Consider the following 11,703-nt stretch of genomic DNA (forward strand, 5'->3'; position numbering starts at 1 on the left):
GGTGCGCGGGGGGCCCCCACCGCCCCACCCCCGGGGGCCGGGGGGGGGGGGGGGGCCGGGGGGGGGGGGCCCCCGGCCCCCCCCGGCGCCCCGCCCGACCGAAGGCGCCCCGGCGGAGCAGTCGTTGGCGCCTGACGCCCGCAAGGGTGACGGTTGAGGATCGAGTTGGTCCCGCTGCTGCGAAATACCTGCGGAACGAGGTTTAAAGGGCAACACTGGGTACCACCACACTTCACGAACGGGGGGAGCGGCCAGTGAGCAGCTCAGTGAGCCGTGCGGCGGCCATCACCTCATCGCAGCGAAAGACAGCATCCATGTGCCAGCACCAACCACCGTGCCCTTCAGCCCTCTCCGCGGACCGGGAGGCGGCCCACCTCGTGGCGCACCACCCGGAGCAGGGGTGGAGCCTGCTGTGCAACGGCGTTCTGCTGTTCGAGGACACCGGTGAGTTCCTGCCGGACGGTCAGGTGATCGCCCCCCGGCGGCCGGTCGCCGCCGGCACGGCCGCCTCGGCCTAGGCAGCGTCTGCGCGGTCCCGCCCGTGCGTCCTCCGGGCGAGCGACGCCACTTCGAAGACGCCGCCCAGGAACCCCGCCCGCGCGAGAACGGGCCGGACGCGGTGCACGCGCCCGGCCCGTAGGCACGGCTTCGTCCTCCCGCCCGGGGCGAGAGGTGCAGGTCAGCCCTCGTAGGCGTCCAGCGGGGGGCAGGAGCACACCAGGTTGCGGTCGCCGAAGGCGCCGTCGATGCGGCGGACCGGGGGCCAGTACTTCGCGGTGGCGTCGACACCGGCCGGGAAGACCGCCTCCTTCCGGCTGTACCCGGCGGTCCAGTCACCGGTGAGGCAGGCTGCGGTGTGGGGCGCGCCGCGCAGCGGGTTGTCCTCCTTCTCCCACTCCCCCGTCGCCACCTTCTCGATCTCCGCGCGGATGGCGATCATCGCGTCGCAGAACCGGTCCAGCTCCTGGAGGTCCTCGCTCTCCGTCGGCTCGATCATGAGCGTGCCGGCCACCGGGAACGACATCGTCGGCGCGTGGAAGCCGTAGTCGATCAGCCGCTTGGCCACGTCGTCGATGGTGACGCCGGTCGCCTTCGTCAGAGGCCGCACGTCGATGATGCACTCGTGCGCGACCAGCCCACCCGGCCCGGTGTAGAGGACGGGGTAGTGCGGCTCCAGCCGCTTGGCGACGTAGTTGGCGTTGAGGACGGCGACCTGGGTGGCGCGCCGGAGCCCCTCGCCGCCCATCAGCCGCACGTAGGCCCAGGAGATCGGCAGGATGCCCGCCGAACCCCACGGGGCCGCGGAGATCGGGCCGACACCGCTCGCCGGGCCGGCGGCCGGCTGCAGCGGGTGGTTGGGCAGGTACGGGGCGAGGTGCTCCCGGACCCCGATCGGGCCGACGCCCGGACCGCCACCGCCGTGCGGGATGCAGAAGGTCTTGTGCAGGTTCAGGTGGGAGACGTCGCCGCCGAACTCACCCGGCTCGGCGAGGCCGACCAGCGCGTTGAGGTTGGCGCCGTCGACGTAGACCTGGCCGCCCGCCTCGTGCACCTGGGCACACACGTCCCGGATGTGCTCCTCGAAGACGCCGTGGGTGGAGGGGTAGGTGACCATGAGGACGGCGAGTTCGTCGCGGTGCTGCTCGATCTTGGCGTGCAGGTCGTCGAGGTCGACCTCGCCGCTCTCCCCGGTCCTCACCACGACGACCTTCATGCCGGCCATCACGGCACTCGCGGCGTTGGTGCCGTGCGCGGAGGAGGGGATCAGGCAGACCGTGCGCTGCGCCTGGTCGTTGGCCCGGTGGTAGGCGCGCACCGCCAGCAGACCGGCGAGCTCGCCCTGGGAGCCGGCGTTGGGCTGGAGGGAGACCTTGTCGTAGCCGGTGACCTCCGCCAGCCGCTCCTCCAGTTCCTGGATGAGGGTGAGGTAGCCCTGGGCCTGCTCGACGGGGGCGAAGGGGTGGAGCTGGCCGAACTCCGGCCAGGTCACCGGCTCCATCTCGGTCGTGGCGTTGAGCTTCATGGTGCAGGAGCCGAGCGGGATCATGCCGCGGTCCAGCGCGTAGTCGCGGTCGGCCAGGGTGCGCAGGTAGCGCAGCATCGCCGTCTCGCTGCGGTGGCTGTGGAAGACGGGGTGGGTCAGGTAGTCGTCCTGCCGCAGCAGCTCGGTGGGCAGCGCGTCGGGGGTGGCGGCGTCCAGCTCCTCGACGTCCGCGTGGACGCCGAAGGCGCCCCACACCGCGGCGAGGTGACCGCGCCCGGTGGTCTCGTCGCAGGCGATCCCGACCTCGTCGGCGCTGACCTGCCGCAGGTTCACCCCGGCCTCGCGGGCGGCGGCCACCACGTCGGCGGCGCGGCCCGGCACCCGGACGGTGAGGGTGTCGAAGAACGCCTCGTGCGCCACCTCGACGCCGCCGGCCCGCAGCCCGGCCGCGAGGACGCTCGCGTAGCGGTGTGTGCGCCGGGCGATGGCCGCGAGGCCGTCCGGTCCGTGGTAGACGGCGTACATCCCGGCCATCACGGCGAGCAGCACCTGGGCGGTGCAGATGTTGCTGGTGGCCTTCTCGCGGCGGATGTGCTGTTCGCGGGTCTGCAGTGCGAGGCGGTAGGCCCGGTTTCCCTCGGTGTCCACCGAGACGCCCACCAGGCGCCCCGGCAGGCTGCGGGCGAACTTCTCCCGGACGGCCATGTAGCCGGCGTGCGGCCCGCCGAAGCCCATCGGCACGCCGAAGCGCTGCGTGGTGCCCACGGCGATGTCGGCCCCGAGGTCGCCCGGGGAGGTGAGCAGCGTCAGGCTGAGCAGGTCGGCGGCGACGGTGACGACCGCGCCCAGCTCGTGCGCCTGCTCGATGACGGCCCTCGGGTCGCGGACGGCGCCGGAGGCTCCCGGGTACTGCACGAGCACACCGAAGACGCCGCGCTCGGCGACGTCCGCCGGGATGCCCTCGGCGAGGTCGGCGACGACCACCTCGACACCCGTCGGCTCCGCCCGGGTCCGGATCACGGCGACGGTCTGCGGCAGCGCGTCGGCGTCCACCACGAAGACGCCCTGGCGGTTCTTGCCGACGCGGCGGGAGAGCGCCATGGCCTCGGCGGCGGCGGTGCCCTCGTCGAGCAGGGACGCCCCGGAGGTGGGCAGCCCGGTCAGGTCGGCGACCATCGTCTGGAAGTTGAGCAGCGCCTCCAGGCGGCCCTGCGAGATCTCCGGCTGGTAGGGCGTGTACGCGGTGTACCAGGCCGGGTTCTCCATGACGTTGCGGAGGATCACCGGCGGTGTGAAGGTGCCGTGGTAGCCCAGGCCGATCATGGAGGTGAGGACCTGGTTGCGGTCGGCCAGAGCGCGCAGCTCGGTCAGGACCTGGGCCTCGGTTCGACCCTCGGGAAGGTCGAGCGCCTCGGTGGACCTGATCACCTCGGGCACGGCGGCTGCCGCCAGCTCGTCCAGGGAGCCGAAGCCCAGGTGCGCCAGCATCTTGGCCTGCGCCGCACGGTCCGGGCCGATGTGGCGGGCCTCGAAGGGCGTGCCGCGTTCCAGCTCGGTCAGGGAGCGGTGGGTGTTCATCTGCGGGGGCCTCCTGGTCGTCGCGACCTTCGCGGGGCACCTCGGCGCCGGTGCCCGTTCGGCCTCCCCCTCTGTCATCGACCTGAGAGCTTCACCGGCGCGTCCTGCCTGCGCCGGCTTTCACCGTCGGTGAGGCGGGCTGCGGCAACGTCGGCGGTCCGCGACCCGTCCTGCTTTCCAGAGTGACCTCTTCCGTGCGGTACGGGTGCCTGAGAGATTCCGGGGAGGGTTTGCTCCTTCGGCGCCCCCTCACGCGGAACACGAAAGAAGGCTCTCCCGCACGGGTTCTGCGGCCACAGCCAGCCTACCAGCGGGCCCCTGAGGCGCGTCTCGAGTGGCCAGGAGGCGGAATGTGCCGTTTCGTGGTTGTCACTGGGCAGTTGCGAACCACCTGGAGGGACCGTGCAGACCGACATCGACCCCAGGACCCTGATCGGCCGCAAGGCGCTGGACCGACACGGGGCGAAGATCGGCACGGTGGACGAGGTGTACCTGGACGACGCGACCGGTGAACCGGAGTGGGCCGCGGTACGGACGGGCCTGTTCAGCCGGGACGCCTTCGTCCCCCTGGAGCCCAGCGAACTGGAGGGGGACGTGCTGCGGGTCCCCTACGACCGGAAGCTGGTCAGGGAAGCCCCGGACTTCGGTGTGGGCCGCCACCTCTCGCCGGAGCAGGAACTCCAGCTCTACCACCACTACCGGCTGGACGTCTCACCCGCGCCGACCGAGCAGCAGGCGAAGGACCGCGACTTCGGCCGGGTGGCGCGCTCGGAGGAGTAGTACTGCCAGGACCTGGTGCAGGGCGTACCACCGCTCACGCTCCGCCCCGGCGGGCACGGCGCCCCGGCCGCGGCAGGCCGCCTGCTCTCAGCTCTCGGGCCGGACGGGTTCCTCCAGGCACTCCCGGCGCAGCTCGTCCTCCTCCCGCGGCGGGCCGCCCACCAGCGGCAGGGGATCTCCGGGCCGCAGCTCCGGGTCGTCCACCGGGAAGGTGCGGATGCGGCCGGGGGCTGACCAGGGCTGCTCGAAGCGCACGGTGACCCGCCCGACGCCGCTGCCCTGCACCCAGCCCGCCCCGTACTCGCTGTGGACCACGTCCATGCCCGGCAGCCACTCGCGGGGCGGCTCCGGCTGCGCCGCCGCCTCTTCCGTCACCGTCTCGGCCGCCGCCGCGGCCTCCCGTTCGGCCGCCGCCGACCGTTCGCCGGCGACCTGGGCGAAGAGGTCTTCCTGGGTGAAGTCCGCAAGCCCGGTGACCCCCACTCCCAGCAGCCGCACGCCGCCGGTGGTGTCCACCGCCGCCAGCAGCCGTTCGGCGGCCTCCCGCACCACCGTGGGGTCGTCGGTGGGGCCCCGGAGGGTCTCGGAGCGGGTGAGGGTGGAGAAGTCGTAGTTCCGCACCTTGATCACGACTGTCCGCCCCGAGCGGCCGGCGGCCCGGAGCCGCTGTACGCAGCGGTCCGCCAGCCGCAGCAGCTCCGCGCGCACCCTGGCCCGGTCGGTGAGGTCGACTGCGAAGGTGTCCTCGACCGAGATCGACTTCGCGTCCCGTTCGGCGACCACGGGACGCTCGTCGCGGCCCAGTGCCATGGAGTGCAGGGCCGCGCCGTGCGCGCGGCCCAGGAGCCGCACCAGCTCCGCCTCGCCGGCCTCGACGGTGTCGGCCACGGTGGATATGCCCACCCGCCGCAGCGTCTCGGCGGTGGCGGGGCCGACGCCCGGCAGGGTGCGCACCGGCAGGGGCGCGAGCATCTCGCGTTCGGTGCCCGGCTCGATGACGACCAGGCCGTCGGGCTTGGCCTGCTCGGATGCGATCTTGGCCAGCATCTTGGCGCCGGCCAGCCCCACGGAGCCGGTGAGTCCCGTCGCGGCCAGGATGTCCTCCCGCAGCCGCTCCCCCACCCTGCGGACGGCGGCGGTGTCTGCGGCGACCCCGCCGGCTTCGAGGTCGACGAAGGCCTCGTCCAGGCTGAGCGGCTCCACCAGCGGCGACAGCCCCCGCAGCAGCTCCATCACCACCTCGCTCACCCGGCGGTAGGTGGTGAAGCGCGGCGCGAGGTAGGCCGCGTTGGGGCAGAGCCGGCGGGCCTGGGCGGTGGGCATGGCCGACCTGACCCCGAAGACCCGTGCCTCGTAGGAGGCCGTGGAGACGACGCCGCGCGGACCGATGCCGCCCACGACCACCGGCTTCCCGCGCAGGCTGGGCTTCGCCGCCTGTTCCGCGGCGGCGAAGAACGCATCCATGTCGAGATGCAGGATCGTGGGCGCACGTCTCACACCACCGATGATCGCGCAGACCACTGACAACCGTCGTGCCGCGCGCCGGGGCGGGTGGCCTCAGACGGCCCTGTTGCGCCGCCTGGCGAGCTCGTCGTGCGGGTTGTGGCCCACCAGGGTCTCGCCGGTGTCCAGCCGCTCGCCGTGGAGCTCGGAGAGCGCTCCCTCCACATCGCGCCAGACGACGCCCACCGCGATGCCGAAGACGCCCTGGCCGCCCTGGAGGAGATCGACGACCTCGTCCGGCGAGGTGCACTCGTAAACCGTCGCGCCGTCGCTCATCAGCGTCATCTGCGCCAGGTCGGTCAGGCCGCCGGCCCTGAGGTGCCGGACCGCGGTGCGGATGTTCTGCAGGGAGACCCCGGTGTCCAGCAGCCGCTTCACGATCTTCAGGACGACGACGTCACGGAAGCTGTAGAGCCGCTGGGTGCCCGAACCGTACGCCGGGCGCACGCTGGGCTCCACGAGACCGGTGCGCGCCCAGTAGTCGAGCTGCCGGTAGGTGATACCGGCGGCTGCGCAGGCCGTGGGGCCGCGGTAGCCGACGGTGTGGTTCTCGCGCTCCCCCGACGTCGTGGGCGGCCTCGAGGGCGCCTGCTCCGCGCTCTGGCGTAGTGGCACCGCCCCTCCCACCGCCGTTCCGTCGCCGCTGCTTCCCACGCCGACCTCCGTCCTCCGCGTCCCGGACGGGACCTGCCTCATCGACGGTATGCAGTCACTCGGGGTGCGTCAACGATCGCCGCGCTCGCCACGCCGAGTGATAATCACCCCACGGGTGGTTTTGCGTGACCTCGCAGCGGGAAAGGCTGACTGTTTCTGCCGCCCGCGGTCCGCTCGCCGGTCCGGGCCCACCCCTCCCCCCGCCCGGCCCCGTGGACCGGGCGTCGTCGCACCTGGGCGGCGCCGGGTGGAGCGCCCTTACTGGTTGCTGGTCCCGAAGTCCTCGGGCGAGATCTGGTCGAGGAACTCGCGGAACTTCTCGACCTCGTCCTCCTGCTCGTCCGGAATCGCGATGCCCGCGTCGTCCAGCACGCCGTCACTCCCGTAGATGGGCGTGCCGGTGCGCAGGGCCAGCGCTATGGCGTCGGAGGGTCGGGCACTGACCTTCACACCACCGGCGAAGACCAGCTCGGCGTAGAAGACGGCGTCCCGGAGGTCCGTGATGTGGACCTCGGTCAGCTCCTGCCCCAGCGACTCCAGCACGTCCTTGAACAGGTCGTGCGTCAGAGGCCGGGCAGGGGTCATGCCCTGCTGGGCGAAGGCGATGGCGGTGGCCTCACCCGGCCCGATCCAAATGGGCAGGTAGCGGTCGCCTCCCACTTCGCGCAGGAGCACGATCGGCTGGTTGGAGGGCATTTCCACCCGGACACCCACAACATCGAGCTCGTTCACACAGCAACCCTAGGACGTGCCCGGCCGGTTTGGGTAGTCGGGCACCCCTTCCCCCACCGGGGAGCCCCCCACCTCGGCCGCGGCGCCCCCGCCGGGCGGCGTTCAGGGGGAGCGCAGCGCAGCCTGGACGAGTGCGGCGTGCAGCCGCACGGAGAGCGACGCCAGCTCGCGCACCGTCTCCTCGGCCCGCACCCGGGTCTCGGGGTTGCGGTGCCGTCGCAGCGGGGCGACCACCTGTTCGACGAGGCCCGCCTCGCGCTCTGCCGCAGCCCGCACCGCCCGCAGGTGGCGCGGTTCCAGCCCGAACCGTCCGAGCTCCACGACCAGCCTGGCGATGGTGACGGCCTCGACGCCGTAGTCGCCCTCGGCCGACGGAGTGAGCAGGCCGTAGGACTCCCACTCCGCGAGCTGCCCCTCCCCGACCTCCGCCGCGGCGAGCAGCTCGTAGCGGCCGATGCGATCGGTGACGGCCTGCTCACCCGCCACATCGGTCTCCGGGGCCTCCTCGCCCGCATCCTCCGCGAGGGAGGTGGCCGAGGTCGCCAGGGCCGGGAGGGGGACGCTCTCGCCCCGCTCCAACGCGTCCAGGTGCTCCTTGATGACCTTCAACGGAAGGTAGTGGTCGCGTTGCATGCGCAGGATGCGGGCGAGCCGCTCGACGTCCTCAGTGCTGAACTTGCGGTAACCGGCGGGTGTGCGACGCGGCTCGACGAGGCCCTCGGCCTCCAGGAACCGGATCTTGGAGATGGTGACGTCGGGGAACTCCTCGCGCAGCAGCCCGAGAACGGTCCCGATGCTCACCAGCTTGCCGTCGGCGGGGGCGGCACCGGTGGTAACGGTGCCGCCCGAAAGGCCGTGGTGCATGTGGCTTCCGTCGTCGGTCAGATGCCGACACCCCGACCGCTGGCGTAGAAGACGAGCCGGTACTTGCCGATCTGGACCTCGTCGCCCTCGGCCAGCGCCACCGAGTCGATGCGCTCCCGGTTGACGTAGGTGCCGTTGAGGCTGCCCACGTCAGCCACGGTGAACTGACCCGAGGGGTCGCGACGGAACTCCACGTGCCGGCGCGAGACCGTCACGTCGTCGAGGAAGATGTCGCTCTGCGGGTGACGGCCGGCGGTGGTCAGGTCGCTGTCGAGCAGGAAGCGGCTGCCGGAGTTGGGCCCGCGCCGCACGATCAGCAGCGCCGACCCGACGGGCAGCGCGTCCACGGCCGCCTGGGCCTCCGGGGACAGGGCCGGCAGCGGCGTCTGTCCGGTCGACTCGGAGTCGTAGGCCTCCAGCCCGGAGATGGAGATCGTGGACGTCGTCTCCGAGGGACGCTCCTGGTGTGCGCCCTGCCGCAGCGGTGCGCCGCAGTTGGAGCAGAACCGGCTGGTCTCGGGGTTGCGGTTGCCGCACCGCGGGCACGTCTGGGCGCCCGCGGCGGCACCAACGTCTATACGGGCGGTGGCGGTCGGGTCGGCCGGACGCTCGCCGCCCACCTGGTCACGGAAGAGCGGTCGCTCGGCGCCCGCTCCACTCTCCTCGGGACGGCCGGCGGCGCGGTGTCGTGCCGGGCCACCCTCCTGGCGGTCACTCTTGCCGAACAGCTTCGCAAACAACTTCACGGGCGATTCCCCTTGTACGAAACAGACCCGCCCGTGGGGCAGGACGAACCCTCAGTACACACATCGGCAGATCCGGACATCCTGTGAACGTCCATGGCCATCACACAGTTTCCACCACGCGTCACCCTGTTGCGACGTCGACCCCCCGCTCCTACGTGCCCCGTCGGGGCACCCCTCATGCGTGACCGCCTCACTGTGAGGACGACCGAGCGTAGTCAGGCCGCTTCGCCTGCCGCAAGGCGTCCACAGTGATCTTCTCCTGCCGGACCACGTCCACCTTGGCCTGCTCCTTCTCCAGAGTCTGCACCACGCCACCGGGGATGTTCAGGGCCGGTTCGAGGTCCTGCGGTTTGCCGATGACCTGGAAACGGTACGGCTCGGTGACCCGTTTCCCGTCGATCTCCACGCCACCGCGCACGTCGGAGAAGTAGCTGTCGGCGACGATACGCACGTCGCCGACCTGGATCGCCTCGGCGCCGGCGGCCCGCAGTTCCTGGATGGTGTCCAGGAGCTTGTCCGCCTCCACCGAGTGCGTGGGGTCGTCGATCGTGAGCGTGATGCCCGGCCCCTCGGCGGCCACCGTGCCCGCGAGGACGCCGAGCTGCCGCTCCTTGGCCTCCGTCTGCTTCCTCGCCTCCTCGGCGTGGTCGGAACTGTTCTCCAACTCGGTCTTCTGGCCCTCCAGGGAGCGCTGCTCGTCGGTCAGCCGCTGGGAGCGGTTGTCCAGTTCGTCCAGGATGCGCACCAGGTCGTCCTGCCGGGCGCCGCGCAGCGCACTGTTGTCACTGGTGGAACGTACCTGAATGGCGAGGCCGAGACCGAGCACGAACAGCAGGACGGCGACGATGAGTTGGGCCCGGGTCACGCGTGGCGGCCACAGCCCCGCGGCCAGCCGCTGCCGACCGGTGAGCTGCGGCTCGCCCGTCTCCCCCTCCGGCGTGTCGTCCGTCGGGACGGCAGCCGCCGCACTCGGCCGGTCCTTCGTGTCCCGGGACGCGGCCTCGCCGGCGGACGGCTCCGGCCGTGCCGGGCCCTCCTCGCCGTCCGGGCTCGACGCACGGGCCAGTTCGGCGGGCAGGGGCCGGCGCGCCTCTGCGCCGCCGGAGCCGGCCCCGGCGGACGCCTCCTGCCTGCCGGTGCGGGTCTGCGGTCCGCGGGAGGCCGCCGCGCCGTGCGGCGGGGCCGCGCCGGGCCGGTCCGCCTCCGTCTCCTCGTCCGCCGGTGTGCCGGAGCGGTCGTGGGGAGCCGTCTCGCCGGGGCCCGCGTCGGCGTCGTCCACCGGGCGGTCGGCGTCCTTCCCCTCGCGGGACGGCTCACCGGTTTCCGCGTCCTTCGCGGCGTCCTCGGGGTGGTGGTCGGCGGGCTCGTTCACGCTGCGGTCCGTGGCCTTGTCGTCCTGGTCCGGGAGGTTGTGGCGGTTTTCCGGCTCGTCGCCGGGGCGGTGTTCCTCGCTCATCGGTCAGGCCCGGAAGACGTGTCGGCGGATGGCGGCGGCGTTGGAGAAGATCCGGATGCCGAGCACCACGACGACGCCGGTGGAGAGTTGGGAGCCCACGCCGAGTTTGTCGCCGAGGAAGACGATCAGCGCGGCCACCACGACGTTGGAGAGGAAGGAGACGACGAACACCTTGTCGTCGAAGATGCCGTCGAGCATGGCGCGGAGTCCGCCGAAGACCGCGTCGAGCGCGGCGACCACGGCGATCGGGAGATAGGGCTCCACCACCGTCGGTACCACGGGCCGGACGAACAGCCCGACCACGACTCCCACGACGAGGCCCAGTACGGCGATCACGATGTGCCCTTCCCTGTGTCGGTGCCGTCCCCTGCGGCGGCACCGGCCTTCGGCTTTGCGGTTCTTACGATCAGGCTCGGTGCGGCCGGCAGGGTCAGGTCCTTCTCCGCCGAGATCGCGGTGCGCACACCGTAGTTGTCCTGGAGTGCGTGCAGGTACTGCCCGTCGGGGCTGTCCTGGAAGGCCGTGCTGAGCCGCTGGCCGTCACCCAGCGCCAGCACCGTGTAGGGCGGTACCAGCGGCCTGTTGTCCACCAGTATGGCGTCTCCCGCGGCGCGGACGGCCGAGAGGGAGGTCAGGCGCTGGCCGTTGATGGAGATCGCCTCGGCTCCCGACTGCCACAGACCGTTGACCACCCGCTGCATGTCGCGGTCGCGGACCCGGCCGGTGTCGGAGAAGTCGTTGGTCTCCCGGGGGCCGCCCGCGTCGGAGACGGCTTCCTTGGCGTCGTCGACGACGAGCTTGACGCCGGGGCCGCTCGCCTTCGTCGAGCCGGTCAGGAGGGCCAGCAGCTCCGCCTTGCTCCTGTCCTGGGGGTGGAGCGCCTGCTGCTGCATGGTGTCGACCTGGTTGCGGAGGCTGTCGACGCGTCCCTGGAGGGAGTCGGCGTCCGAGGTCTCCCTGTTGATCCGGTCGATCAGCTCCTGGCGTTCCTTGGCCAGGGTGGGGGCCGAGACCTGGGCCTGGGCCGCCCCGAGCGTGACGACGAGTGCGGCGAGCACCAGGCCTCCGGCGAGTACCAGCTTCGCCCTGACGGTCCTGGGCAGGCCCTGCCGGCCGGTGGCGGCGCGGCGGGCGGCAGCCTGGGCGTACCCGTCGTCCAGGCTGTGGTCCATCACGTTGGTCAGCAGCGACATGGAGGCGTCAGGGCGCGGAGCGAACCTGGCGTTGCTCCGGTCGGGCTGCTGGTGCGACATGCCGCACATCGTCGCACGTGGAGGCTGTGCTCTCCCAACGGGCCTCGGAAGAAGGGGGCGGGAGCCCCGGTGGCCTTTCCCCGAGGGTGTGGAAGCGCGGGTTCCGGCCCCGCACAGGGGTGGTGCCCCGACCCGGGAGGGCCGGGGCACCAC

The 11,703-nt window shown here is 72.3% G+C and carries 11 protein-coding genes and 1 riboswitch; of the genes, 2 read left to right on the forward strand and 9 right to left on the reverse strand.

Annotated features, from left to right (window positions below; genetic code table 11):
- Positions 1-314: 314 nt before the first annotated feature.
- Positions 315-518, forward strand: coding sequence for a DUF5999 family protein (locus ACFV3R_RS33700; RefSeq protein WP_385591132.1), 204 nt, complete (start codon positions 315-317; stop codon positions 516-518).
- Positions 519-679: 161 nt separating this feature from the next.
- Here the strand turns inward: ACFV3R_RS33700 and gcvP are convergent, their stop codons facing one another.
- Positions 680-3,562 carry an aminomethyl-transferring glycine dehydrogenase gene (gcvP, locus tag ACFV3R_RS33705; RefSeq protein ID WP_385591135.1) on the reverse strand — a complete coding sequence of 961 codons (2,883 nt, stop codon included), beginning with the start codon at positions 3,560-3,562 and terminating at the stop codon, positions 680-682.
- 187 nt (positions 3,563-3,749) lie between these two features.
- Positions 3,750-3,851: riboswitch (glycine riboswitch) on the reverse strand.
- Positions 3,852-3,964: 113 nt separating this feature from the next.
- On the opposite strand from gcvP, the gene ACFV3R_RS33710 reads away from it, so the two are divergent.
- Positions 3,965-4,342, forward strand: coding sequence for a PRC-barrel domain-containing protein (locus ACFV3R_RS33710; RefSeq protein ID WP_385591137.1), 378 nt, complete (start codon positions 3,965-3,967; stop codon positions 4,340-4,342).
- 87 nt (positions 4,343-4,429) lie between these two features.
- Here ACFV3R_RS33710 and ACFV3R_RS33715 read toward each other — a convergent pair whose 3' ends face one another.
- The 8 genes from ACFV3R_RS33715 to ACFV3R_RS33750 all read right to left on the reverse strand — a co-directional run bounded on the left by ACFV3R_RS33715 (position 4,430) and on the right by ACFV3R_RS33750 (position 11,550).
- Positions 4,430-5,839 (reverse strand): DNA polymerase IV, encoded by a 1,410-nt coding sequence (locus ACFV3R_RS33715; protein WP_385591139.1) that lies wholly within the window; start codon positions 5,837-5,839, stop codon positions 4,430-4,432.
- A gap of 60 nt (positions 5,840-5,899) precedes the next feature.
- Positions 5,900-6,499 (reverse strand): MerR family transcriptional regulator, encoded by a 600-nt coding sequence (locus tag ACFV3R_RS33720; protein WP_385591141.1) that lies wholly within the window; start codon positions 6,497-6,499, stop codon positions 5,900-5,902.
- Between the two features lie 258 nt (positions 6,500-6,757).
- Positions 6,758-7,231, reverse strand: a complete 474-nt coding sequence (locus tag ACFV3R_RS33725; RefSeq protein ID WP_385591144.1) for a bifunctional nuclease family protein — start codon at positions 7,229-7,231, stop codon at positions 6,758-6,760.
- A 102-nt stretch (positions 7,232-7,333) separates the two neighbouring features.
- Complete coding sequence (locus ACFV3R_RS33730) at positions 7,334-8,095, reverse strand: MerR family transcriptional regulator (protein WP_385591146.1); 762 nt, start codon at positions 8,093-8,095, stop codon at positions 7,334-7,336.
- 17 nt (positions 8,096-8,112) lie between these two features.
- Positions 8,113-8,883, reverse strand: a complete 771-nt coding sequence (locus ACFV3R_RS33735) for an FHA domain-containing protein (RefSeq protein WP_385591155.1) — start codon at positions 8,881-8,883, stop codon at positions 8,113-8,115.
- 148 nt (positions 8,884-9,031) lie between these two features.
- Complete coding sequence (locus ACFV3R_RS33740) at positions 9,032-9,919, reverse strand: DUF881 domain-containing protein (protein ID WP_385591157.1); 888 nt, start codon at positions 9,917-9,919, stop codon at positions 9,032-9,034.
- A 381-nt stretch (positions 9,920-10,300) separates the two neighbouring features.
- Positions 10,301-10,633, reverse strand: a complete 333-nt coding sequence (locus ACFV3R_RS33745) for a small basic family protein (RefSeq protein ID WP_385591149.1) — start codon at positions 10,631-10,633, stop codon at positions 10,301-10,303.
- Positions 10,630-11,550: a DUF881 domain-containing protein gene (locus tag ACFV3R_RS33750; protein ID WP_385591151.1), complete on the reverse strand. Its 921-nt coding sequence runs from the start codon at positions 11,548-11,550 to the stop codon at positions 10,630-10,632. The genes ACFV3R_RS33745 and ACFV3R_RS33750 overlap by 4 nt, the downstream gene beginning before the upstream one ends.
- Positions 11,551-11,703 lie beyond the last annotated feature (153 nt).

This window comes from Streptomyces sp. NPDC059740 (assembly GCF_042733155.1).
Lineage (GTDB): Bacteria > Actinomycetota > Actinomycetes > Streptomycetales > Streptomycetaceae > Streptomyces.